We start from the raw sequence: 25,873 nt of genomic DNA on the forward strand, positions 1-25,873 counted from the left end.
CCCGCATGCTATCGAGCATCTCTCGGACAATGGTTCGGCCTATACAGCGCGCGACACGAGGCTGTTTGCCCAGGCGCTCAATTTGACGCCCTGCTTCACGCCGGTGGCCAGCCCCCAGTCGAACGGCATGTCCGAGGCATTCGTGAAAACTCTGAAACGGGATTACATCCGCATATCGGCACTACCGGACGCCGAAACGGCGCTCCGTTTCATCGACGGATGGATCGAGGACTACAACGAAATCCATCCCCATTCCGCTCTCAGGATGGCTTCCCCACGGCAGTTCATCAGGGCTAAATCAAACTAGCCGACCTGTCCGGTGAAACGGGGAGCACTCCAGAATCCATGTCGCAAGCAGAGGTTTGCGGATGACATTGGGATTTCCACTGCGCGATAACTTCGACGCTTTTGCCCCGCGGGAATTGGCCAGAAGCACGAAGGACGCGGCACAGCCTCGGCTTCTTATCAAAAAACTTCCCGCCACGTTGGCAGCCATCAAAAGCAGGCTTTCCAAGAACGTCGAGATCGACCTCTGGTGGGCCGACGAAGGTCGGATAGGGCAGAAGAACAAGATAACCGATGGGCACGCAAAGGGAGAAGGCACTCGGCACCACTCGATCAACGCACGATGTGGACGTACCTGTTCGAAGCCTCTGCCCCAAGAAGAGCATGTCGAGAACGTGTGGCACTTTATGCGCGATAGACCAAGCGGATTCTAGGGCTACGAGGACATCGTCGCCCATTGCTGCGACGCTTGGAACAAACGCAATGCGCGATTGGGCGAGCCGGTTTTGATTAGCACTCGTTGGTATTAGACTAGGATTAGGCGGAAATATTCTGATGTTTACATCAGGATCTATCCTGCCACGCAACACGAAGTGGTTTCACCTCTTCCGCATACCATTCGATGTAGGAGGCTGCATAGAGAATTTCACCACGGTCCTCCGCGAGCGGCTTGCCCATTTCGGCGGTCAGGATAGCGGCCAACTCATCAGCGTTGGCCACTATCAGGTCGAACCGTCTTCGCAGGATTGTGGCCCTCGCCCTGGCCGCCGAGCAGCCCAGGCCGGCTGGGTGGAATAGGCTTCGTCGATCGCCGATTGACTAGACGGAATAACGGGACAGTTCAAACTGTCCCAGCATGACGCAGCCGCTTCCGATCAGCCGCATCCCAACGTGCCGCTGTCGAACCTGGTCTTTAAAGAGAGACACCCACTGCTGCGCCGCGTGGCACAAACTCGTCGACCAGCCATGGACATTTATGTCCATCGGAGACCGTAAATGGGATCATAGGTCATGATCAGTGGCTGCTCGTATTACTACGTTCTAAACTATCACCTTGCCGCCGCCGCGCGCACACCGAGCCAAATATTTTCCTACTCCAGAACAGTCATGTTACGAATAGATTTGAAGAAGTCTATACTTAGCGTATAAAGAAATATTTTTGATAGCAAATAGATTTCAAAGGAATAGTCATTGTTTTGACATAATTCACCCTAAATATTCTGTAGATACCTAGACAAATTCATAGTATATTATATTCGAAAATTCTTTTATGTGTCTCTTTTTAGGGGAGGCGTGGAAGGTATAACATCGAAGTGATCCCAGCTCTTTGCTTAGCAGGTGGCCCACATGACGCCCCTACGCTGATCATAGAAGCACGTGCTGTCTGCGACAAACGCATCCGACGTACCGGCCGGTGTGGCTCTGTAGTGGATGCCGGCGCCGAGAAGGCCTCCTGGGCGATGTCGCAGTTGTCAATGTCCGAGCGCCGGAATCTCGTTCCTCGGTAAGCGGGAAGGATGCGACACGTTCGTCGGAACGTCCGATGCAAACAAAGCATCGCCTCTCTAGAGCAACTCCAGAAAAGTGCGGAACGCGGCCGCACACTCATAGGTACCCCAAAATGCGGGCCTACCCCTCTGGCAGGATCGCTTGTTCATCACCCTGGCGGGCATGGGGCATAGATCCGTCTTCCTACTTCAAGCTCCCGGCTTATCGTGTCGGGGAGATCGGCGAGCAGGTCTCAAGTTGATTTATTTACTGAGCGACTGATCAAAAGGCCTTTGATCTATTTTCGCCACATCAGGAGCAGATCCAATGTTGAACCCAAAGAAAACGTCGAATGATCTGCGTCATGCCAGCGCTGATGACCCCGTCGCCCCCGCGGAAGCCGCGATTTGGACGAGCACCTTAGATCTCCGAAACCGGAAGCCTAGCCGTGGGACTGGAAGAGGTTGGCCCCTGGCGGCCGCACCGGAACGCGAGCTCGGCCCGGCTAATAGCGCTCGAAGCGATGGCACCAAGAAACGGCCCACGCCTTCGCGAGCAGCACAACAGGCCGGCGCCGCCGAGACAACCCATACAACACACACTCTTGACTTTAATAAGCGGCACGACGGCTTGGATTCCGCCTCTGATGCGGAATATTTCAGCGCAAAGGAAGACCTCAAAACGGACCCACCAAGCGCCTCGCAGATGGGCAGCGGTATTTATAAGTCCGCCGCCGGCATTTCGAACTCGATTGGCCATGGCACCGCGATTCAAGGCGAAGGATCGCCCAATCAAGGCCCGGACGTTCCAGCCTTCCAAAACCTTAAGTTATACAACAGCGGTGGTATGGGAGCCGGCAGTCATGGGGCGGGCCATGGCGCCGCCATTCAAGGCGAAAAATTTTTTGGAAGCCGAGGTCCAGGCATTTTAGATCTGCGAAAGCCTGAGGTTCATAACGCGCGTGACACGGCATGCGGCAGGCCTGCGGCGGTTACAGAAGGGCAGCGAGCCGGGATTCCTAAGACACCGCATGAGAAAAACAGTGATCCAGACGACAGCTTGGTGCCCTCCTCAGATGACGAATACGGCGACTGGGATATCACCGAAAAGCAGGCCCAGGAACTCGAAAGGGCTGCTCTAGCAGTTGCGCAGATGGCCCCCAGCGTTGCCATCCCAGCCGCCGGCATCTCGAACACGGTCAGCCATGGCTCCGTAGTTCAACGCGAAGGATTGAGTAAATATCCAGGTCCGAGCGTTTCAGATCTGCGAAACCATCCCTATCTTAAGATCGGGGAGGCCAGCGAAAGGCCAGCGGCGACTACAGAAGCGCAACGGGCCGGGCTTGCTCAAACATCCCGTGAGGAAACTACTAATCAATACGATAGCTTGGTTCCCTGCTCAAATGACGAATATGGCGTCTGGGATATTACCGAAGAGGACGCCCAGAAACTCGAAAAGGCTGCTCTAGCAGCTGCGCAGTCGCACCGTGGCGATGCAGGGCCAGCCGACGGCATATCGAACGCGCCCACACGCGAGGCCGTGGTTTACGCGTTGCCAGAAATGGTAAATCGCGCGTCCTCCAGTCTTCCCGCGGAGATCAAAAGCGGCGCTCTCGGTACTTATGGCAATCGCGAAAACGAGAGAAATCGGTTGGGCATTGGACCCGCAGGCGATTTTGAAGCAGAGCACATTTTACCATACAACGCTCTGCACAGGAACGTCTCCCGGAAAAGCAGAGGGGCCAAGGCGCTAGAAAAAAAAATGCCCGCCTATTTAGAAGTTAAGAAACACCATAGGAAACATCCCGCTACGGGTAACACTGGGAAGGACCGGGTCGAAGCGGGTTGGCCAACGGGTGACAGCTGCCGTACGGATATGGGCGCAATGCTCTCTGACCCCGTGGCAAGGGCCGAAGGAACCTCGGCGTCGAATATTTATCAGATAAGTGCACTAGGATACGCGGCCGTACTTGCCGAAATGAGGCTGCAATCCGATACTGCGCTGGGCGCGACATATCAAATTCGCGTCGCAACCGTGAGCTACAACCACACGGTCAAGAGCAACCCCGCACTAGAGCTGCCAGGCGGCTCGCGGGGTCGCGAAACTCTTAGGCTCGATCCGAATGGTCAGGCCGAAGCAGTGCTAGCGCGCGAGGCAGCAACAACAGGAAGGTGGCCCAGTCGTGAGCGCCAACTGGAAGTTTACAGTCACTTCTTAGACCAAGACAATGCGATCAAAATACAACGACCGTCGGCGGTTCCCCAAGCACCTCAATCAGTAAGGAATAGCGCGAATAGATTGAACTCCGCGGGCGAGCCAAGCAAGCTGGGGATATACAGACCATCACGAGCAGATAGGGAACGGGAACGAAGCAAAGTATCGGGTCGCTGAACCCGTGCTTTACCGGATGCCGAATACAGAAATGTGCCTTCCCGCATCGACGGATTTTCGCATCAGTCTTCCGGACAACCCGGTCCTGGTTCGCGGCAGCGACACTGCTTACAACAGGCCATCATCAATCTGCGCAAGAACGCCGGCGAGGTCCTGGCCGGCGGCGGAACATCTCCGTCGGCGTCACGGTTGTTGAATAGTGTGTTCCGCGCGTCAAGACTCATGGCCGCCTTGCTTCCGGGCGCTACGTCCGCGTGAGTGTGGCCGATACCGGTCCCGGCATTCCTGCAATCGACCTGCGGCAAATATTGACCCTTTTTCAGAACAACGTCGACGGGGACGGACGGGGGCCCTGCTCGCGATGGTTCTTCGCGTTGTCAAGCACCTGAACCGGAGAACTAAACGTGCGCGGCGCACCCGGTTTGGGTAAGCGACAAGCTGTGGCCGTTCAGGCGGCGTAGTTCCACGGCATGAGCGCGTCAATATCGCTGCTGGGCCATCCATTTGCGAGGCGCTTGCGGATCGACGGCATTCATCTTTGCTGTCTGGAGGAGCGTCGCGATTGTCGCCCAGGTCCTGCCGCCGCCGTCGCTTCCGGCGAATAGGCTATTCTTCCTCGTGATCGCCTGAGGTCTTATCGCTCGCTCGACGATGTTGGAGTCGAGCTCGATGCGACCGTCAGTCAGGAAGCGCTCGAATATGTCGCGACGCGATATGGCGTACCGGAGAGCTTCGGCGAGTTTGGATTTTCCTGACACCCGCGGCAGAGTCTTCTGCCAGAGTGTGAAGAGGTCACGGACGATCGCCGCCGAGCTTTCCTGACGCGCGGTGACACGAGCTTCAGAACTTTGCCCGCGGACGGTTTCCTCGATCTCCCAAAGCTTTGCCATACGCTCGACCGTCTCTGTGGCGATCCTCGAGCTCTTCGCAACATGCAGTTCGTAGAACTTTCGCCGACTGTGCGACCAGCAACCAGCCAGGGCGATGCCGTCGTTGCCTCCGTCTTTACGGACAAGCCTGCTGTAAGCACCATACCCGTCAACCTGCAGGATCCCGCGATAACCGCTCAGATGTCGTGCGACGCACTCGGTCGCACGACTGTCTTCAAAGCGATAGGCTACCAACGGCGGACCGCTACCTCCGAAAGTGCGGTCATCGCGCTTATGGAGATCTCTACATAACAGGGATTATGTGCACCTCGTGATTATGCGCAGATTGCTGAGGCAGGAGGCTTTAACCGTCGGATTCTCGGACGACTTCCGGCTGGCGACCTGCGCATAATTCTTGTGTCTCCTATCGAGCGTAATCAGCTCAATAGGAGATCAGTATGCAAAAGATGATCGTCATACAGCCACGGCCGCGCGCTTGGCTGGAAGGAAGTATTCTTCAGCCTTACGTTTCGCAATACGGGGAGCACTTGCAACGGAGGCGATATGCTCCGGGCACCCAGCGCGCCTACATGTGCTGCATCGCGCACTTCGCCCATTGGCTGACACAGGAGGGGTACCGCCTGGAAGCGATCGGTCAAGTCGCCGTCATTCGCTTTCTCTCGGAACATTTGCCGGCATGCGTCTGCCCCGATCCGGTCCGACGTATTCGTCATGACCTGCAGGCGGCACTTGGCCACCTCGGCCAGGCATCCCCGTTCAATGAGTGTTTTGATAATCGCGCCCCGTGTGGCAGGGGTTCCAATGCCGCCATACTCGCCCTCCTACTGCGCGCGCTCGGCAATTGCCGAAAGGTACGTCCCGATCGAGGCCGCAGCGAGCGTCCGCAAATCCTTGTGCATATCTGCGACACTATCCTGCAAAGCCTCATTGCCGGAATCATTCTTGTAGAGCCCTTCCAGCCAAGCGCCGTTGTGACGGCCGACGTGGTGGAAAACCTGTGGCCTGCGACGTAGACCAGCACCTCGGTCAGACCAGAGCGGAGCTTCGGCCAGAATTGCGCGATATAGGCGCGGGCGATCAATACGTACTCACAACACCCTGATAGCCCTTCGCGTGCGCTGCCAGAGTGTAGGCGCGTCTGAGGTTGAAGCCATAGAGCTGATCGCCGACGCTTCTTGCCTCAGCGGGGGCCGACAAGCCCGCGAAATCGCGGTTGTGACGCATTGCGCTCAGCTGGCGGCGCACGACTTTGATGTTGTTGTCATTGATCAGCAGACGCTGCACCGGAACGCGGCATTCGGCATAGGCCAGGATTTCATCCACCAAAAGCTGACCCTCTTCGTCCGGATCGCCCGCATGAACAACATTGTCTGCAGTCTTCAGCAGACGGATGATCGTTTTTAGCTGAGCCTGTCGCCCTGCATCGTCGGCAGGCTTACGGTGCCAGGGAATGTTCACGATCGGTAGGTCGTCAAGATTCCATATTCTGTAACGCTGGTCGTAGTCTTCAGGGCTCAGCAGTTTCAGCATGTGTCCGTAACACCAGGTCACATAGCTGGCGCCGCAATCGTAATACCCCTCGCTGCGCTGCTCACCGCCAAGCCCGGCGACGATGGCTTTGGCAAGTTCCGGCTTTTCGGCAATGAACAGCTGCATCACAATGTCCCGTAAATGCCGATTATCTCTATCGCAGGCCAATTGACGTCGCGCATGATGCAAGAACCCTTACAGACTTCGGCCAGCGGTCCTTTTTCAGCCACTTGCATCGAACCAGGCATGGCCGCGGAGATGCCCCGGGCATGCAGCCGGCGAATTAATCCCGTTTCTGCGACGGCAGATAGATCTCCAGAACCCCACGCTGTCCGTGGCGCCGACCGACCTGGATGACCAAATCGATCGTCTTCTTGGCATACTGGATGATCTCGCTGTGCGACATCTGAACGCCCGACCGCATGACCATGAGCGCCAAGCGATCGAAAGCGAGGTCGGGGCTATCCGCATGGATCGTCGTGATCGCGCCAGGATGACCGGTGTTGATTGCCTCAAGAAAATCGTAGGCCTCCACACCGCGAATCTCACCCACAATGATCCGATCCGGGCGCATGCGAAGGCAGCTTTCCAGCAGGCGAGACGGGCTGCGTTCGGACTTGTCCTTGCGGTCGGCTATCAGGCCCACCAGGTTCTTGTGCGGCGGATTGAGCTCCTGTGCATCCTCGATCGTGATGATGCGCTCGCAGGGATCAGACATGGACAGAAGCGCGCGCGCTACCGTGGTTTTACCTGAGGATGTCCCGCCCGATATGAGAATGTTGAATTTTTCGTCGATAACCTGACGGAACAATTTCTGCAGATCGCCAGCTTCAGCGAGATCCGCAATGGCCCGATGGCGTTCCCGTCGGGCTTCCTCGACCCTGATCTGCCCCCCTTCGACAAATGAGATGTCGTTGCTGTTCAGCGTTCGTGTGAGGTATTTGCGAATCGACAAAGATACCCCGTGTTCAATCGCGGGCTCGACGACGACCTGAACACGTTGCGGGTTGCCCCAGACCATTACCCGTCCCGAGACAATCGGATGCAACGCTCCGAGCGTGTTGCGCGTCTCGCCGGCGATTTGCGCCCCGAGGCGCTTGATCGCATGGGGCGAGAGGGTGACATAAACCTGCTTCATGTGCTCGGCACCCGCGGCTTCAACGAAGATCGATCCGTCGGGATTGATCGACAGCTCGTTGATGCCATCATCGACAAGATACTCGCGAAGCGGGCTCAGATACTGTTCGACATAGGAAATCTCCCGGTTCGGGTGATGGTAGTTCATCTGAAAACGAGGTCCCTGTTGACGAAAACGCGTATTTCCTCACCTTGTGGAATACGGATAACGGGAGGAAGGGAGAGATACTTCTCCAGAATGTTCGAACTCTGCTTCGCAAGCTGGCCGCCGACATTGGATGCCAATTGACCGGCGACTTGCTGCCCGACACCCATATCCTGCTGACCTCCTGAGTTCGAGCCGCTGCCGACGTTGATAGTGGTGCCGCTGTTGGACTTGCCGCCGCCGCCGATACTGGCCAGCGCGGTCGGAATCGCCGTGATCGTGCTGATGAGAACGGCCGCGCCAAATTTTGTTTTGAACCGGTTATCCACATTGCCTTCGGTCCCGGCGCGCCCGAGGAGATCCGTTCCAGTGGAACCAAGTGCCACCGATTTGCCCTCCGGTGTCACAGCCCGATTCCAGGCTATGAGGACGCGTTTCTGCGCCACGTCCACTTTGTTGTTGAACGTGCCGATGAGCACCGTGCCTGCCGGCATGAGGATCCGTTTTCCGTCGAACGAAAAGACCGGCTCGGTAACCTGCGCACGGAGATTGCCTGGCAATTCCGTATTAATCGCGGTTTCTAGTACCGCAGAGATAATAGTGCCCTGAACAACCGTTCGCGACGGATCGGCAAGGGATCCGGACTTAGTCGTTTCAAAGACTGAGCTGGAAGCCGCGGCCAAGAACCGGTCATTGTTGTCCAGGTCATCCGGATTTGCGTCAAAAGAGCCACGAGAGGCGAGTGAATTCGTCGACTCATCCACAACGACCCCTTTCGATTCCCGTTGCAGGTCGTCGGTTTCCTGCTGATCTCGCCGACGCTGCTCTTCACGTCTGGCCGCTTCCTCAGCGCGCCTTTTCTCCTCCTGCAGCCGCTCCGCCTCTGACCGGAGCCGCTGATTCTCGGCGGCCATTTTCTGCCGCTCTTCCGCCAACTTGCCAGCCATCTGCTCATTGTATCGCTGCAGCATGTCGTTAACGTCGCTCAACGAGACTTCTGGCTTGTTATTGGCACGGGCAACCGCTTCAAGCTCCTTCTTCAGCACCTCAAAGCGTTTGTTCCATTCGACATTGGGATCGACTACTTCGGTTTTCTCATCCGCTTTGGGCGGCAGGACAAAATCGAGTGGAGCGCCACCTCTATTCAGCTTTTCCACCTCCAGATCGACCTGTGACGTCTTAGGGGCTGTGTCCACCCCAGTGATGCCGAGGATCTGCAGGGCCGCCTCGGGCCCGACTGCGATGACAAAGGAAAGGACTGCGGCAGCGGACAATGTGCCAGCAAGCAGCAGCCGGCCTTTCTTGCCCCTTTTGCCACCGCCCATCTGCCGAGACCGACGCCGCTCCAGAAGCGCATCCCGTTCTGCGGCACGCTGCGCTTCGGCTTCCGGTCGCGCGCCATCAGTGTTGTCTGCACCGCCCTCGTCTGTGTTATCCGTCATGGTCGCACTCCTTCCGAAGTGCTTGTTCTGGCATCCAAGTACCGCTGGACGGCATGGGAGTCATCTCACTTAACATGGCTGGCTCCTTTTCTGTCCACCTCGGCCGTCTGTATGGCGCTCGCCCGGCCGACACAGACCATCTCGTTGCCTATACGCAGAACCCAAAAGTCACTGGTGCCGTCGACAATGATCCGATCTCCATCTGTCCGGGAATTGACCAGCTTTTCCTGCCGATCATCCCCGACCTTGAAGATTGCAGGCCTGAGCGATCCCTTGGGCAGGAAGAATGTCGTTTGCAGGGTATTGTCGTGAACAGCGACCGGCCGGAAAGGTGTCTGCCCCGACACCATATAATTCTGGTTCACCGGCCCGCCTTTGACGAGGCTCTTGTCGACCGCGGTGAACTCCTCGGGATAGGAAAACACTGTTCGGAAGGCCTGGTCGGAGCCGGCCTTCATCCCGGCCTTGATCTCACCCGCCGAGATCAACTCGAACGTATAGACGCGCCTGTCCGTGTAGATCGTCATGTTGGTGAGAGCCTCATCGATGATCGGCTTCAGGCTGATGACGTTGCCCATCTTCAACTTGACCACCTCCCAGGAGGCACTGTCACCAATCAAGATGGATTCGACGTTCTCACCTTCTGCAAACTGCAATGCGGTCACGGATTTCAAATATAGATTAAGCTTATAGACGTTGTTCTCATCATAAACATATCGCTTGATACGAATATCTGCTTTAAACCCCACGGGCGCTTGCTCGGCGATAACAGGTTGGGAGAAACTCAAGAAACAAAGTATTGGTAAAAATAATCTATTCTTCATGGCAAAACCAACTTTCTAATACGACTTTTTATTCGGCGGTCTCCGCATCTATCCGGTAGCTCAAAACGCTGAAGCCCAGCGGGTTCTTCCAGACCATCTCCAAAGTGGCATCCTCCTTGGGAGCGAACTCGTAGCCGACGGTCGCCACAAAGGTCCGTTGCGCCGTCTGCCGGCCCTTCTCCTCGCGATATTTGGTGAGACGCACGCGCGCGAGCCTCGCTTCGCCACGTTTCGCAGACGGCGCAAGGGAAATCGACTTCACGACAACCCGGACACGCACGTCACTGCCATAGACATTTGGCGGATACTGTGTCGCACTCGACTTCCATGTCTCCGCCAGGGTCTGTGCCGCGTTCTCGGACGAGCGCGCCATCACATCGGGAATGCGCGTGCGGTTGTCTGACGCATCGTAGGTTTCTCTATCAACCACGTAAGAGACCAGCTCAGCCTGGAGTACCGCGTCCTGCTGATCCAGCGAGGCCGGCCGCACCTGGACGATCTTCTCCGCCTCGCCCGTCGTTTTGTCGACCATAATCACAAAGGGTTTCGTCTCATTGAGAGGCAGAATCACGACGAGGCAGGCGAGGCAAAACAAGGCGATCGCGACACAGCCAATGGCAATTCTCGCCCAATTATTGCGCTGCTGCTGCAAGGTGAAGAATACTTCATCTTCAAATGCGTGTTTCGTTTCTCGGATTCCCATAGATTATCCAATCGGAATTTGCTTGAAAACAGAGAATTAAAAATTCTAGACCAATTTATTTGCGGAGAACCGAAAGCTTATCCGTTATAATCATCCATGTTATATCCTCGGCTATTTTTGCGCCGCGGCGCCTTGCCTGAGTCATTTCCTGCCGACCCCTTGGTGCGTCCGGCTAGACGGTCGTCTCTACGGTTCTGTCGGGCAATAGCACTTTGCCGCATTCCGCTGATGGTGGCCCATAGGATCCTTCCCGGAGAAGCGCCTGCCTTGTTGGCCGCGTTCGCCACCTGGGCCCCGTCGCGAACGCGTCTGCCAACCGAGCGGACCGTGCTGGCCGCGGACCTTCCGCGCCCTGGAATTGAGCGGGCAAGGCTTGTTCCGGCAGCGCCAATCGCCGATCCTGATATTGCTTGCCCCATTTCCGGAAGTCGCCAAAGCAACACAAATGAAGCAATGACAATTACCGCGAATATAAGGTATGTTTCCTTAGCCTCGCTACCCGCCTTTGTCACCAGAAGTATTTCGCAAGCAGCGTAAAGCAAAATACTGGACAATGCAGCAAGAAGTAGCGGAATTATAAGGAAACTTAGAACGAACCGCGACCATGCTTCGAAATACTGTTTGGTCTGCTCCATCATCAGCATACAAATCGCCAAAGGCGCCAGACCGAGAGCCATAATGAGACCTATATCAGCTATCAATGTAATAATGGCACAAACCGCAATCCAGATCGCCCCGATAATTCCAAAGAGAATACCCAGACCGATATTTTTGATAGACATTGGAAGATCATTCCAGGCCGTGTCAGCGAAAAAATCTTCGGCCATCCAGAACAAGGTCCCGCCTATGGCGTCGAGCGCATCATACGCGTCGTTAATTCTCGTTGGATCCAACATATCTTTGCGGTGGACCGCATAGTTGACGAGAACCGATTGCGTCATCAGAGCGCCATAGTCATGGGGCGTTTCCGTGATGACACGATAAATGGCTTCGAAATTCCCCCACACGAACGCAAAGGATGCGATGAGAATATACCTGATGCCCCACAACAGGTATTCCGAAAAATTGACATGTTTGAATTGCAACACCTGGTTCACTGCGATGAACAGAACCGCGACCAAAGCTACTGTCTTCAACACTATCCCCATAGGATAGGCAACATAGTCAAATAGGTTCTCCAGATATGGCAGAAGTAGTGACACCATGAGATCATGGACCCAACCCACTACATGCACGTCCAGGACGTCATCTAAATCCATGGCAACCTCGCTCAAACCTCAGAAATGTTTGTGGTTAATCTCTCGGCATAAAGAGGCGCTTAAAATTTAAATTGTCTGCTATATCGGTTCGACCACTTAATGTGGCCACATAGTGCATGCCGGCAATTGTCGTCAGTGCAGATTGGCTTCGGAGCAATTCGTTGACCTGTTGCGTGAGCTCGATGCTCACCCTCGTATTGATGTCCAGAGAGGTTTTCAGGTCGCGGCTGGCGCCGAGCGCGGTAATGTAACCATCGAGCCGGCCCATGCTTTCATTGGCCCGCTTATAGGCTCTTTCCCCGGTTGCCGCCGCAACGGCACCATAGGAGGCCATATGGGCCATGGTAACTTCGTTGAGTCGTTTTCCGTCCTTAAAGGCGAAAACCTTATCCAGTTCATATGTCGCGACAAGGTTTGCAAACGTGCTGGAGATATCAGGTGGATTTGCAACGCTGCCTGCCAGGCCCTCGATCGCCATTTCTCGGATCGTTGTTCCCGCTTCCCGCGCTGACACTTCGTCCGGGCCATTTGCCAATGGAATCGTCTTCGTACCCGTGATCGCCGTCAGTTGTGCTGCGTTCGTGTCGCGAACAAGCCCAAGCAGACTGGTCATCGACTGTGACGAACTGAACAATTGAGCAATACCGCCGCCAATCAGACGTGAGATCTCAACCATGTTCATAAGTTGCTCGATGCTATTTTCGTCGTGGGTTTCCTGTTCACTGGAAGATGCGTCTGGAATAGCCCCAATTCCCGGCAAGGGAATTGGTGTGATCGAGGTGCTCTGCGCTTGGGCTGCGGTGAGCAACGGCCCGACCGGGGCGAAAGCAAGCACCGTCGACATCAAAAGAGGCTTGAAAAGAGATTTCATACGACGGTTCCTTCCTGCGCTTGCAAAACTTCCCAGTTGCATACGCAATTGTTTTTGCGTTCATTCGGAACACTCTGGCACCCGCTCAGGACGCCCAGTGCGAGCGCAAACAGAATCAATCTCATCGCAACATCTCCATCTGAAAATCGGGCCGGTTTCGCCAACCGGCAGGAGCTTTTTCGCCCCGTCCGCCGCCCAGAATGTCCACACCCTTGCCGAGCGCACCCAGCGCAAAATCAAGCACAACGCTGTCCGAGCCCGATTTCAGAAGAACCAGGTGATTGTCTACGTTGCTGGTCTGCAGGAAGGCGCTCTCCGTTGGGGTAAGGTTCAGCGGCTCAAGTTCTGCCTCCGTGTTGTAGGAACTGGGATAGACGAGCCGGGTGACAGCACTTTCCAGGATCGCATCGCCGGCGGCGCTGTTCGTCAGATGCGAGACACGCTGGGTCAGGAGAACGACCGCGACGTTCTTCTTACGCATCGTCAGCATCCAGTCCTTCAACCGCTGTTGAAAGTAAGGATCGTCCAGCAGCTTCCAGGCCTCATCAAGCACGAGAAGGGTGGGATTTTCATCCTCGACAAGGCGTTCGATGCGGCGGAAAACGTAACTGAGCCATGCGGTGCGCACGGTATCGTTGTCGAATATTTCGGTCAGGTCGAATGCGGTGATTCCGCTGTCGAAGGCAAGCGGGTCGCCCGTCTTGCCACCGAACAGCCAGCCAAACTGACCAGTTTCGTCCCAGCGGCCCAGACGGTTGTAGAGGTCGCCGTCATCATCGGTTGCCCGGAGCTGACTGCGGAATTGCTCGAAATTCTGCAAACGTGGATCAGCTGATGTATTGGCCTGCACCGCATCGTTAAGCGCCTGCATCTGGACGGGGCTGAGTTGGTTTCCTTCGCTGTCGGCAAGCGCCGTCAACCAGTCGGCAAGCCACGCAGCGCCACGATTGTCGGCTTCCGCACGCATCGGATTGAACCCGGTTTCCTGGCCCATGCGTACGGAGGAATACCGGCCACCCATGGCGCGAATGGCCATTTCAAAACCGTTGTCTTTGTCAAAGACAATGATGCGGGCGCCGAGCCGTTGCGCCTGGCTGAGAAGAAATGCCGTGCCGAGCGTTTTACCCGAACCGGTCTGGCCGAGAACAAGGGAATGCCCCACGGTGCGCTGGCCGAGCTTGCCAGCCAGATGAAAATTGAACCGGAAGGTCTCTCCGCGCGCTGTCGGAAAAATCGTTATGCAGTCGCCCCAGGGGCATTTTTCCGGAGGGTTGCCCTTGGATAGACCATGCATGGCACACAATCCGGCAAAGTTCTGCGACGAGATCATCGCTGGGCGCGTGCGATAAGTGAAGTTGCCTGGATGCTGCGCGAAGTAGACGGCCCTGGCTGAAAAATTCTCACGAACGATACCGGCGCCGGCATCCTGCATAGCGCGGGTCACATATGCCATGGCCTCTTCAAGCTCAGCTAGGCTTTCGCAAAAGAGGGCGATGCTGCAATGGTGATCGCCAAAAACCACACGTCCGGACGCCACGTCGTCCTCGGCCTCCTCCAATTGGGCCATCAGGGAGATGGCGGCATCCTCGGCCGCCTTCATTTGCTTGCGCACACGGGCGATCTTGCTCTGGGCGGCAATATTATCGATCGGCGTGAAGCTCTGCGTAACAACCGTGTCGTAGGGAAGGTTCAGTCGGTCAAAAATGCCGGGATAGGTCTCGGTTGGATAATCCTTAACGGAAACGATCGTACCGTAGCGTTTTCGGTTCGGATCGGGACTATCGCATTCAAACACCTTGCCTCGGAACGTCATGGTGGAGTTTGCCATCAGATCCGCAAGGGGAATGAATTTGGAACCGGGGATCAGCCGCCCGCTGGATCCGTCGATGAGGGTGCGCAACAGACTTAGCCACTCGCCATCGGAGACCGTCAGGCGACGTGGTTTCGCTTCGCTGACGCCCACCATGCAGGTATTGATCATCTGGTCGAGGCGCACGGCCCGGACAGCCACTTCCGCCCGACCGTAATCCTCCTTGCCACCAAGCATGCCCAGGAGCTTTGCGATCCGCTTCGGCGGACGCATCACCATCGTAACAACCGTGATCCTGTCTCGCAGCCCAATCGTCTGGAGATAGTCCTGCCAGCGGCGGTCGATCTCCTCGTTAAACGGGTGACCGTCAACCGGCTTGATTATCGGCCTGGTCTCGACCGAGATCCGGTGTACATAATATGCAACATCGCCTCGCTGCTGGGCAATGAACCGCGAAAAGGCGTCGCACAGTTCCATGGTCCGTCGATTGTCAATCGTGTCGGCGTTGATGCCCTCGACTGCAAAGGACGCCATCAGATCGCCATCGCGTAGCATGATAGTGCCGTTGTCTATGATGCTGAGATAGGGCAGACCGCTGACAAGGAGTTCACTCTTGTCGATGTGTTTGTCTTTGACGCTGCGCGTCGCCCGCGTGAGTGGCGCTTCAAGCACGGTACACCACCCCTTCGCCCTTGAGGAGAGCCGGGCTTATCCGAGTGTTCTTGACCGTGGCGATGAACACATCGATGATTTTCGGATCGTAGGCGGCAAGGCCGCGCAGTGCCGTATAACCGGCACCGCTCATCACGACGAAATAGATAAACGATCCAGTGGCGATGAAGCCAAGCATCACGGTACAGATCAGCACAACCAAATACATGATCGGCAGACCAGCAAAAGCAACCTCTCGCGTGAGGCCAATAAAGAGCGTTGTGGATTGAATGGTCTTCACTCCCTTTAGATCAGCGTCCTTTGATCGAGAAACGGCCCGATTTAGAGACTGATCGGATTTCTAAATAGCGAGAGCCTTTCTCCGCTCTCCTCGCCGACGGTTTGCCCGGCGTTGGAGCAAAAGATGCTCAACGAAGGTCCGGGCTCCGCGGATCGGTCGGGGTCTGCAACCCAAACGAATGGCGGCTGCAGACCACCTGCCGTATGCCTGTGTTAGGTCGCAGTAATACCCTGAACGAAGGTCGCGGCGCCAAAGACGATGGCAATTCCGATGACGATTGACACTGCGAACGTCCAGTCCATGCGACCAGTCATGAAGGAGAACCCCACCGCCATGATTGCAAGAGCCGAAACGGCAATCCCGATCGGGCCGGTGATAGCGTCCACAATTTCTTGCAGAAAAGACGTCACCCCAGAAAAATCCTGGGCTGCGCTCGGACTGGCCAACAGTAATGTCATTACTGCCGCAGCACCAGCAATACGAAACACTCTGGAATATTTCACTTCTCGTCTAAATATATACATATTAATTACCCTCAATAATATCATTAATCATAAAAAATACTATACGAAATGATTCAATCATTATCTGTAAATTCGTTTATTGCAGTCAATAGTATGCCTACACAAATCGACTATGAAGTGTTTTCTTTGGAATTTGGCTGGCGATGGCAGGCGACATGCATGCTTGCTCTTTCGAGGATGCCTGCACCACGACGGGCACAGCACCACCGAGCTCGCACGCGCCGTCGATCTTATTGGACCGGCTTCGGCACCTGCTCCAACGCAATAATCTTTTCCAGCCGGACGTCTTGCTCTGGTCGCCCGCCGATGTGCCGGCGACCGCGATGCATAATCCCGTGATTACAAAAGCAACACTCAGCGAGGCAATGAATCGGCCGCGCGTCATCCCGTTCGTGGGCCCACCCGAAAGTGCAACCGGATTGATTGCCGCCGCGAAGACGGGTCGTTCAATTTGCTGTTCCGCACTGTGCGGTCTGGACGACTGCTTGGGTTCCGACTTGACTAGGCCCTGTCGTGCCAGTTCGCTGACTGTGTTCAGCTTTGCAGCTTCCTCAGAAGACACAACAAGCGCAGCCGACCACTTGTTCAGTCGCACAACGACGAATTCAGGTCTCGGATCGCTTTTGATGTCATGGAGAACATCCGCGATGAATTGTCGGGTTTTGCGGTCGTCCGGAATTCCGCCTTTTTCCCGCACAGCTGTCCGCCCGGCATTGTAACCGGCGAGGGCAAGCACAGGCGAGCTGAACTCATCGAGCAGGCCAGTGAAATACTTCACCGATCCCTCGAGATTTTCCTTGGCAGAAAACGGATTCTTAACGCCCATTTCGCGAATCGTTGCCGGCTTCAGTTGCCCGAGTCCCTTTGCGCCATCTCGCGAAACGGCTCGGCTATTGAAACTGCTCTCCCGCCGAATCAAGGCCACAAACAGCGTCGCAAATGCCTCCTCACTCAAACCCGAGTTTTCAACGCCCGGCGCTTTTGAATGGAGAAGGGCTATATCAGTGGCTAGATCACGAATAGCCAGCTGCGCTTTTGACAATTCGCCCGTGAACTCGCGCGGTTCCGGGAGCGTTGTCAGATCAGGCGGCAGAGGGGTCGCTCGGATGGCCGCGCCTCCAGTCTCCGAAGCCGAAGTCCTCCCCATTTCCGGCCTCGGCTCCGGATCTGGCGTGGGCAAAACTTCGGATCTCTGTGCCACCTTAGATGGGGCGCTCGGCGCGGTCGAGGCTTCCGTGGTGCTCGTGAAGGCAGTAAGCTCAAGCCTAGCGCCATCCTGCGTGACTTGAGGCGTCCCGGTCAGGAGGGTCGCAAATGGATCTTTGTTGGCAGGTGCGGTACGGGATTCTGCCGTTAAAGAGGCGAGTTGGATATCTGGGTCAAGCCGAAGGGCGTGCTGCTTCATGCGAGCGGTGACATAGGTCGGGTAGGGTTCGCGCAGGACCTCATGAAAGATGTCGGCGACGTATTGCCGGGTTTCTCGATAAGGCGGTATCCCGCGATACTTCTCGACGGCGGCGGGACCGGCATTGTAGGCTGCTAGCGCGAGTTCGGGAGACTCGAACCTGTCCAGCATCTCGGTGAGATATGTTGCCGCTCCAACGAGGTTCTCATCCGGCGAGAACGAATCCTTCACCCCGAGATCCCGTGCGGTGAGCGGCATCAATTGCCCTAATCCCCGGGCGCCCGCGGGCGAGACCGCCCGCGGCTTGAAATTGCTCTCGCGGTGCACGAGCGTGGTGAACAGCTTTGTGAAAGTCGGCGTATCAAGTTTGGCCTTGCGTACACCCGGCGCACCCGCAAAGCGGAGCCCGACTTCAGCCGTCAGCTCACGCATTTCCACCTGATGGCTGGAAAACGTCTGAGAAAGCTTTAGCGGCGCAGGAAGCGACAATTTGCTTTCGGTAAGCCGCATGGCCCTTAGCGCCGCGGAGTTCAGGCTGGTCGTCTCGACCGGCGGATCGGCGCAGATAGAGGGAGGGGCGGCATCTGCTGCCAGGGTCGCGCCGGCCGAAACGTCTGATGTGTCTGTCGCAGACGGCAGACCGAATTCTATAACCGAGCTTAAAACGGCCCGTTGGCCGTTTTCAGAGGATTGTGTTTGCTGGTGAAGCGGCACGCCAAGCAGCGTGCCGCTCCCAATGGCAATAACTTTTCCATTACATGTTTGTTCAAATACACCTGCCCGGACGTCTTGTACCTGCCCGGCCAGAAAGGCGGCGGCGGCCGAAACACAGACCGCTGGAATAAATACACTGCTACACTTTGCGCGCGCCTTACCAATATAATACATATAAATGGCTTTCAAAAAAAATATAATAAGATCACGTCATAATATGCATTAATATATAGTTGATTGTTTGTGGCAAAATTATGGCACAGTGGCCAAAAAATACAATATATTTATAGCCATTACAATACGATAATCACCATATACTTCGCAATCTTCCGTAACTTCCCAATATTCTGAAGAATCACTTTTATGAGAACATCTATAGCCATGCCGTTCGCTGCGCCACATTGATGCCACCACAGGAGAACGTGCCTCCGGTAGCCTGGCAGAAAGCGCGCTCGCGCGTTCGCCTCGATGCGGATTCCAGGAATTAGCCGGACGGCGTTCCGATTAACATCCGGACCTGTCCGGCTTCAGATTGGAATAGCCGTCCGGCATCACCGGAATACGAGCCTCGAGACGTTTCCGCAAATATCGACGTCGCCGGATTGATATTGTCGTGGCGTCAGGCCGAAGTAAGCGCCGACGTCGCTAGCGCTACCAAACCGCATAGGATCATCAATCGCAGTCATTTAGGACGAGGCGACGATGGGTCCGACCCCGGGCATGGTCATAAGCCGGCGGCATATGGTGTTTGCCTGTGCGGTGTCCTCTCTACTTGCTTCGTCAGCGTTGACAGCTGTGCGCATAGACTCTCATGAAGAGCCAGTGCTGGACCGATAACGTCGCGCAAGAAGACACCACGTCGTTTGCGAATTGCAGATGGCAATCCGCAACGTGTCCTCGACAAAGGACAGCAGTATATACCGGGCGAGGAAGCCTGGCTGGCCGGCGAGTGGCGCTCAATCGATGAACGCAAACCGCTGTGACGTCGCCAGGACCGGGACGCGTTGTGCGGTATCTCTGGAATCAGCCGGCAGCCCCGAGCGCCCGTAACTGGTCGGCAATGCCTCCGCTCTGCGTGACAACGGGGTTCCAATCGGGCGCGGTCAGGTTGGCAGCCGACAGATCCTCTGCCTGCACGCCTTTGAGCAAATAGCCGCTACCGCCGTTGTTCTTTACCGTGATACGCAGGTCAGGTCCGACTTCCTCGATCAGTACATCTGCGCCCGGCAGGCTGCCGAAATTCAGCAGATCTTTAGAGGGGTCGAAGTCCTCAACCGTCGTCATCTCGCCCCAGCTATAGGTGATCTGGATCGTCTTACCATCGCCCTCGGGCTTCACCTCGTTGGAGGTGTCGATGGGGTCGACGATGTCAGGGATTGTCGGCGGGTTGTCTGCGTCCAGCGTTCCGTCGTTTTCGTCATCACGCGCAAGCAGCAGTGAACCGAGGCCTTCGTCGCCAATGACCCGTCCCTTGTGAAGGCCAATCAGAGTCTCGACGGTAGGCGACTCGTACCCACCAAATTGCTCGATATACCTGAGAATCGACGTGCCGTTTTCATCGGCGCTGACCGCATTGTCCAGCAACAGTGCGGCTGTGCCCCAGGCGCCCCGCAAATGGCTCGCCGCCAGAATCCCGGTCAAGGTCAAGTCGACCGTCACCTGTTCGCCGTTTTGCACATAGGTGCGCGTCTGGCCGACGAAGTCGTTCAGCGACTTGCCGTAGACGCCAAGCTGATTTTGAAGGATCTGCAGGTTATAGCCGAACGCTTCCTGGATGGCGATGGTTTGCGCTTCCTTCATCAGGAAGTCCTCCAGGGAGTTGACGCCGTTCTTGCCGGTCCAGGTCCCGTCCCATGTATTGGTGGCGGCGCCAGCACCGTAGTAGATATTGTCCTTGTAGTAGCCAAGATCGATGAGCAGCGCCTCGCCGAACTGATAGCCGACAAAACCGAGTGAGTTCATCGAGCGATAGGACATTGCCTCCCATTCCTCATCGGTGAGCTGAGACCAGCTTGTATAACCCGGATAGTGAGATTCGACCGGCCCGCGGGCCCATTCGGTCAATTGCGAGTTTTGAATGACGCCAGCGTTGTAGCGTTCACGATCCCAGCCGGATTCAAAGGCCAGCAATGCGGCCAAGAAACATAGAAAAGTTCCACACATGTGTAATATCTCCTAAACAAATTTCGACATAAATTATAAATCTTGAAATGTAACAGTAGAAAAATACGCGTGGGACCACGCGGCAAACAAGTTTATGGCGACCGCTTTCACGTGAGCGTGTATCGAGCTTTGTGGGGGAATGGGCAGCGTTCCATCCTTAACGACTTGTCAATTTCTGGCCTGTGCTTTGTTGCGGTTTGACTATCCAACCCCGTCTTTTCGGCTTTCTGCTTCCTGCATGATCTGATCGATCGCGGAATTCACCGTCCGGAAAGTCGGAAAACTCCACCTCGTCTTTTGTGACCAGCCATGATTTACCAGCTGCGATCGCTGCCATTGCCGCGTCTCCGCCGGACGTCGTCAAAAGTGCGCCGCGATGTCTCGTCTGATCGCGCCAATCGCCAGGCCCTCGCCGTGCTGCTCCCGGGATCAATAGGATTCTCCCCCGAAGCCTCGATTACCGGTTCCGCTCTGGCAGTGCGTCGGTCTTCCCCGTCGCGTCCATGCACATGCGCATCGCTTCCAGAGCCGCCCTGACGGGCTTCAGAAGACTCTGAGCCAGGCTCTGTCCGTGCATCAGACATGGGCCTGCGGCGTTGCATCGGGCGCGAAGCCCCCTCACCTGGGCTGTCGTCACCGGATGCGGCATCGTCGCGTGTCCGTTTGAGGGGACGCGCCCCGCCGGTTTCCTGTTGGCTGGAGGGTTGCCGATTGTGGGCGGAGTTGGTCGACGAAGACGGCCATGCGCCCGGCACAAGCCTGCGGCGTTGCATGGGGCGTGAAGGCCCTTCGCCTGGGCTGTTGTCACCGGATACGGCATCGTCCCGTGTCCGTTTGGGGGGACGCCCCCGTCCGGTTTCCGGCTCGCTGGAGGGTTCCCGATTGTCGGCCGTGTTGGCTGGTGCAGACGGCCGCTCTTCAGACATCAGCCTGTCCATTTCCTCGAATGTCGGCTGACGATTGTGTGGCCATTGCGCGAGAAAAGCGTGCTGTGCGTCGGTGACCGCGAAAGGGTCCGGCCCCTCTTGCCTTAAAACCGGGCGGCGGCGGCTTCCCTCCTGCGAGCTTTCTTCAGCCGTAAGGTCCACCACCTCGACTTCCGCATTTCCGGCTGCCGGCGTCTGTAGTCTGGACCGATCCGGTGCATAGGCCCCGGGAAAGCGTTCCGCAAGGATTTCGTCCAATGGCCGAAAATCGGGAGCGGGCGGAGTGGGCATCTCCCTGGGTTGCGCGAATTGCTCCGGTTCTTCCTGACTATCCGGAATGACCGTGCTCGCCCGCGAGCGGTCGTTAATCGCGACGTTCATCTCCTCGTCTGCAGCCTCGACAGCCACCGCCGGCGTCTGCGGCCTGGACCGATCCGATGCGTAGATTTCAGGAAAATGCCTAACAAGCATTTCGTCCAATTCCTCGATGACACCGCGGCGAGCGTCCGAAGACAGCGGCAGTTCGCCGCCCCTTGCCTGTTCTCGGGCGGCGCGACGGCCGGCGGGCGCATTTTCACGATTGTTGTCTTCGTCGGTTCGGAGAGATTTTTCGAAACTGCTTCTGAATTCGTCAAACTTGGCCCACAGCACACCAAACTTTACTGCCTGGGCGTCCTGATCGCCCTGGTAGATCTGCCCGATTCTCTCCAGCCCAGACATAAGGCGTGGCGTTAGTTTATCGTTGAACCAATCGAGCTCCTTGGCAGCCTGTCGTTCGAGCGTTGTTGCCGTTGCCGCTAGCGTTGCTCTCTCTGCTTCCGATAAGATTACGCCCTCACGCTGGTGAACCGCCAGACCCATTGTTGGCACCTGTTCGGGCTCCACATTTTCCGGCATGTGAGGAAGGCCTGCGTAACGCCCAGCCTCGCTGTATTCTTCAATTGGCCTGGCAACGAATGTGGCGCCGTCGTTCATATCTTTCAGCTCATAGTTTGGAAGGCGTGGAAGGCTTGTGAGTTGCCCATTCCTGCGCAGAGGATTGCCGAACGCTTGGCGCTCCGCTTCGGACAAACGGACTTGAAACCCCATACTCTCCAAATGATTGGCGGCCTGTTCCGGTGTCATTCTGGCCGGCGCCATGTCTCCATCGCCCATTCTGAAGTTATACACTCTCTGGTCCGGATAGGCAGGCAACGTGGCCGCAGCGTAACTGGGTGGCGGGGCTTCAGGGCGGCGGGCTGGACCATGCAGGGACCTTAGGCGGTCATTGTGCGAGGGCTGCTCCGCCCTGTTTCTCCTGCTGCTGCCTTCTCCGTTGTCGTCTCTGGAATTGGTCATCATCTCGTCTCCTGCTAAATAATCCAAAGTAGAGATTCGTGATATATGCTGGGAAAGGCTGCGTTCCGGGGCTCGCCTCGCCCCAATTCATTTGCTTTTCCGACGTTGCAAATCTGCGGGCGCGGGTTGCCGGCTCACCGACGGGATTACTCCACGAGCTCACGAATGACACGGTTGCGCGCCTGAACATCTTTGATCCGTTGCAGGAGTTCTCTTTGCGCAACAAGGGCCGAGTCATTTGGATTTTCATCGGGATCAAGATCATCCGTGGCAAGGGATTTCTCATCGACGTGCGCCGCCTGCGTTCGCAATTTGCGGTCGAACTCCGCCACTTGCCGCAGCCTCTCGGTTTCCTCCCAGCCCATTTGTGTCCGAAATGAACCTATCACCGAAGCCGGCCGTGGAGCGCCTCTGTCCTCGTCCTCGAAACCCGCGTCATATGCATAGTCTTCGTCACTATTGTCAGCCGTCTCAACATCCATTTCCACGTCATTGGGTGCGGACTGCGGCGATAGGGGGGCTGTTGGCGATTCGTGCGCGGGTTCCGGATTCCACATGGCGATTTCCGATGGTTCGGTCATAAGAGGAATAGGATCTGGCTCGGGCAACTCCCCTTTCTGGCCTTCGAAAAGGCGCTTCAGTTTGCGGTCGGCGTAGTATTTCACCTTGTGCATGTGCAGTGGGGGCTGTCCCTTAATCAGGACGATCTGTTTATCATCGTCGAGAAGGCGGACCTGTTCCGGCCGCATGAGCAGTGCGCCCTGGTTAGACTCCTGGATATTCGTATCCCACAATTCTTTCTGGCTGTAGGATTTGGTTTTGTTTCGGAATGTGTATTCGCCGATAGCCTTGGAGATGTATTCCGGGGTTTCGTCGTCCGCCGTTGCCATGAACACCTGTACGCCGGTGTTGGACAGGAAGTTCTCCTTGCCGGCCTGTTCGTAAGCACCTGTCAGCGCTGACAGGCTCTGGATGATGAACATGAACCGGCCCTTGTAACCGGCGATGGTGGTCACCGCAGTCTCGATGGCATCGAGCTGGCCCAGATGCTTGAACTCGTCGAGCAGGAAGAGCACTTCGAAAATCTCGTCTTTCTTCGGCATCTCGCGCTGTAGGATCGACACTACCTGCTGAAAAAACAACCGGACCAGCGGCGCAATCACCTCCAGGTCGTTCGGACTGACGCACAGATAGACCGAAGTCGGATCGCGGCGCAGTTCGTAGATGGAGAAGTCGGAACGGGACGTGGCGCTCTTGACCATAGGATCCGCCCAAAGATTGAGGCCGCCATCGCCGAGCACCGACGTGTAGGAGGTGATGATCTTGGTGTCATTTCCAGCCATGTTGTCGAAGATGCGGGTGACTTCCGGTATCTTGCTTTCCTCAGCGAGCTGGGCAAACAGCTTGTATTTTTCGCCTGGTGCCGCGAACAGGTCATAGACTGCACCAATCGTCGGATTGCCGCGCTCAATACAGGCAAGGACGCCGGCGACGAACAAATCCCGGGCGCCGTCGATGAAGCCTTCAGCGCCCTTGCCCTTGGCGGCTATCAGGTTGTGCGCCATGCGTCGGGCTTCGGTGAACCGACGTTCGGGCGGCATGGCAACGATGTCGAGAACCGGATTGTAGCAACTGGTCCGCCGGTCCTTGTCCAGTGGCGCGAACTTGAAGATCCGGTCGCCCTTGGCCTTGCGGGCGCGAGAGGTCAGCTCGAACAATTCGCCCTTCACGTCGAGTGCCAGCACCGACCCGTTGAATGTCAAAAGAGTGGGAATGACGATACCGACGCCCTTACCGGCGCGAGTGGGTGCAACAATGAGGCTATGCGGCTGTTCGCCATTGGTGAGATACTGGCCGAAGCCGCGGGGGCCGGAGGTTTTGCCGAAAATGGGCCCAGCGACCTTGCGGTACGGTTTGATGTAGCCCTGCTGGCGCATTTCCTGGAACCGGCCCCATCGGGCCGTCCCGAAATGCTTCATCTTGAACAAGACGATGGAAAGTATCAATGCCATCAGCAACGCCGTGCCGCCGACGATAGACAGGCAGGTGTAGAAGTCGGCCGTAACAAAACCGAGATAGAAAGGTGTCTCGTACCAGACAGCGAAGATATCGAATTCGGCCAGGGCGGAGGCACTTCGATCATGCTTGAGGGTGATATAAAGACTCGAAAAAACCAGGCCGACCGGCAGCGAAAAAGCAATGCCGAACAGCAGGGTGTTCAATTTTTGCCTACCGTCTTGAATCATGTTTGGTCGGTCTCCTCACAGACGGCGGAAGCCGTATAGCCAGGGGTTGGTCTCATTGGGCCGTTGCTCTTCGCATAGCTCGTTTACCGGATGCGGACGCGGGAGCGCGGTTCAAGTTGGGGGCGGGCATGGCTGATTCTTTCCGCTTCAGCTCTGTCCAATTCATATCTGCTTGGCCGTGGCTGTCTCGTGGGCGGTTTTTCCTGCTCATTCGTGCCACCGGGCCGGCCTGGATATTTCGCCGACGCTTGAGGAGATGCCGACGGAACCGACCCACGTCCCATTTCGGCTTTTTTCGATCTGAACAGGGAAATGGATCCTCTGGATCGTTCATCTTCGGGGATTGCCATAACGCCTTTCCTCCATGCCTTGCTACGCCTGCCGGGTGCCGCTCCGCGCGCGCGGATTCAGCCCTCTCGAGGTTGATCGTTGATTGTCGCGACCGCGGATCAACTGATCCGCGGTCGGAAGCTGCAACCGCTCGAGGCTGGGGGCAGGCTGAGTTTGAGCAGGCACCCGACTTCCACCCGGCTGTGCAAAGGATTGCTGTACGACCGGCGTCCCATATACGCCTTCCTTACCCTCCCTATCCGGGTCCAAACGCGTTCTGCCCGCAGTCCTCCGGCCATATTCTCCCGGGCCGCCGCTCTGAGCGCCGAAGCTGCGGATCAGGTCATCCACAGAGGATACGCCCGATTGTGTTTGTAGCGGCGCCCTCTCGCTTCGCTCAGGATCGGGACGCGCGGATGCGGGGGCATTGCCGAATCCTTCCATGCCCTCCCTATCCGGGTCGAAATGCGTTCCGCTCGCAGTCCTCAGGCCATATTCTC

Annotated in this window: 19 protein-coding genes and 2 pseudogenes; 4 read left to right on the forward strand and 17 right to left on the reverse strand. The window is 56.5% G+C overall.

The features are described from left to right. Together BLU15_RS37075 and BLU15_RS39910 are read left to right on the forward strand one after the other, a co-directional pair. On the forward strand, window positions 1–307 hold a 307-nt coding region (locus BLU15_RS37075; RefSeq protein ID WP_143034348.1), incomplete at its 5' end, for an integrase core domain-containing protein. A gap of 61 nt (window positions 308–368) precedes the next feature. Beyond that, a complete protein-coding gene (locus tag BLU15_RS39910; protein ID WP_090302262.1) occupies window positions 369–719 on the forward strand; it encodes a hypothetical protein in 351 nt (116 codons plus the stop codon). A 163-nt stretch (window positions 720–882) separates the two neighbouring features. On the opposite strand, the pseudogene BLU15_RS37085 reads toward BLU15_RS39910, so the two are convergent. Next, a pseudogene (locus BLU15_RS37085) lies at window positions 883–1,106 on the reverse strand (aldehyde dehydrogenase family protein); the annotation flags it as partial. A 994-nt stretch (window positions 1,107–2,100) separates the two neighbouring features. On the opposite strand from BLU15_RS37085, the gene BLU15_RS39315 reads away from it, so the two are divergent. After that, window positions 2,101–4,164, forward strand: coding sequence for a hypothetical protein (locus BLU15_RS39315; RefSeq protein WP_143034349.1), 2,064 nt, complete (start codon window positions 2,101–2,103; stop codon window positions 4,162–4,164). 448 nt (window positions 4,165–4,612) lie between these two features. Here BLU15_RS39315 and BLU15_RS37090 read toward each other — a convergent pair. After that, window positions 4,613–5,330: pseudogene (locus BLU15_RS37090) on the reverse strand (IS66 family transposase); the annotation flags it as partial. A gap of 161 nt (window positions 5,331–5,491) precedes the next feature. Between BLU15_RS37090 and BLU15_RS39915 the strand changes: the two are divergent. Continuing rightward, window positions 5,492–6,067: a hypothetical protein gene (locus BLU15_RS39915; protein ID WP_210187498.1), complete on the forward strand. Its 576-nt coding sequence runs from the start codon at window positions 5,492–5,494 to the stop codon at window positions 6,065–6,067. Between the two features lie 64 nt (window positions 6,068–6,131). On the opposite strand, the gene BLU15_RS39920 is transcribed toward BLU15_RS39915, so the two are convergent. The 15 genes from BLU15_RS39920 to virD4 form a co-directional block, all read right to left on the reverse strand. Next, the gene (locus BLU15_RS39920; RefSeq protein ID WP_210187499.1) at window positions 6,132–6,710 is read right to left on the reverse strand and encodes a toprim domain-containing protein; all 579 of its coding nucleotides are present in this window, start codon (window positions 6,708–6,710) and stop codon (window positions 6,132–6,134) included. A gap of 157 nt (window positions 6,711–6,867) precedes the next feature. Then, a complete protein-coding gene (gene virB11, locus BLU15_RS37100; RefSeq protein WP_090302264.1) occupies window positions 6,868–7,869 on the reverse strand; it encodes a P-type DNA transfer ATPase VirB11 in 1,002 nt (333 codons plus the stop codon). Beyond that, window positions 7,866–9,308: a TraB/TrbI/VirB10 family type IV secretion system protein gene (locus tag BLU15_RS37105; protein ID WP_244546951.1), complete on the reverse strand. Its 1,443-nt coding sequence runs from the start codon at window positions 9,306–9,308 to the stop codon at window positions 7,866–7,868. Before BLU15_RS37105 ends, virB11 begins: the two co-directional genes overlap by 4 nt. A 65-nt stretch (window positions 9,309–9,373) precedes the next feature. After that, window positions 9,374–10,132, reverse strand: a complete 759-nt coding sequence (locus tag BLU15_RS37110) for a TrbG/VirB9 family P-type conjugative transfer protein (protein WP_090302266.1) — start codon at window positions 10,130–10,132, stop codon at window positions 9,374–9,376. A 28-nt stretch (window positions 10,133–10,160) separates the two neighbouring features. Next, the gene (locus BLU15_RS37115; protein ID WP_090302269.1) at window positions 10,161–10,835 is read right to left on the reverse strand and encodes a VirB8 family type IV secretion system protein; all 675 of its coding nucleotides are present in this window, start codon (window positions 10,833–10,835) and stop codon (window positions 10,161–10,163) included. A 77-nt stretch (window positions 10,836–10,912) separates the two neighbouring features. After that, a complete protein-coding gene (locus BLU15_RS37120; protein WP_090302271.1) occupies window positions 10,913–12,094 on the reverse strand; it encodes a type IV secretion system protein in 1,182 nt (393 codons plus the stop codon). A gap of 34 nt (window positions 12,095–12,128) precedes the next feature. Further along, window positions 12,129–12,965: a type IV secretion system protein gene (locus BLU15_RS37125; protein ID WP_090302273.1), complete on the reverse strand. Its 837-nt coding sequence runs from the start codon at window positions 12,963–12,965 to the stop codon at window positions 12,129–12,131. Between the two features lie 121 nt (window positions 12,966–13,086). After that, window positions 13,087–15,447 (reverse strand): VirB4 family type IV secretion/conjugal transfer ATPase, encoded by a 2,361-nt coding sequence (locus tag BLU15_RS37130; RefSeq protein WP_090302274.1) that lies wholly within the window; start codon window positions 15,445–15,447, stop codon window positions 13,087–13,089. After that, window positions 15,440–15,727 (reverse strand): VirB3 family type IV secretion system protein, encoded by a 288-nt coding sequence (locus tag BLU15_RS37135; RefSeq protein WP_244546952.1) that lies wholly within the window; start codon window positions 15,725–15,727, stop codon window positions 15,440–15,442. Before BLU15_RS37135 ends, BLU15_RS37130 begins: the two co-directional genes overlap by 8 nt. Window positions 15,728–15,939: 212 nt before the next feature. Continuing rightward, a complete protein-coding gene (locus BLU15_RS37140; protein WP_090302276.1) occupies window positions 15,940–16,251 on the reverse strand; it encodes a TrbC/VirB2 family type IV secretion system protein in 312 nt (103 codons plus the stop codon). Between the two features lie 97 nt (window positions 16,252–16,348). Next, on the reverse strand, window positions 16,349–18,544 hold the full coding sequence (locus tag BLU15_RS37145; RefSeq protein ID WP_090302278.1) for a lytic transglycosylase domain-containing protein: 2,196 nt from the start codon (window positions 18,542–18,544) through the stop codon (window positions 16,349–16,351). Window positions 18,545–18,921: 377 nt separating this feature from the next. Further along, window positions 18,922–19,056 carry a transposase gene (locus BLU15_RS41085; protein ID WP_090302279.1) on the reverse strand — a complete coding sequence of 45 codons (135 nt, stop codon included), beginning with the start codon at window positions 19,054–19,056 and terminating at the stop codon, window positions 18,922–18,924. 337 nt (window positions 19,057–19,393) lie between these two features. Beyond that, window positions 19,394–20,509: a hypothetical protein gene (locus tag BLU15_RS37155; protein ID WP_090302281.1), complete on the reverse strand. Its 1,116-nt coding sequence runs from the start codon at window positions 20,507–20,509 to the stop codon at window positions 19,394–19,396. 338 nt (window positions 20,510–20,847) lie between these two features. Continuing rightward, window positions 20,848–22,599, reverse strand: a complete 1,752-nt coding sequence (locus BLU15_RS37160) for a hypothetical protein (RefSeq protein ID WP_143034351.1) — start codon at window positions 22,597–22,599, stop codon at window positions 20,848–20,850. Window positions 22,600–22,943: 344 nt separating this feature from the next. Further along, window positions 22,944–25,043, reverse strand: coding sequence for a type IV secretion system ATPase VirD4 (gene virD4, locus BLU15_RS37165; RefSeq protein WP_090302285.1), 2,100 nt, complete (start codon window positions 25,041–25,043; stop codon window positions 22,944–22,946). Window positions 25,044–25,873: the final 830 nt, after the last annotated feature.

Origin of the sequence: Ensifer sp. YR511, assembly GCF_900103045.1 — a bacterium.
Taxonomy (GTDB): Bacteria; Pseudomonadota; Alphaproteobacteria; order Rhizobiales; family Rhizobiaceae; genus Ensifer; species Ensifer adhaerens.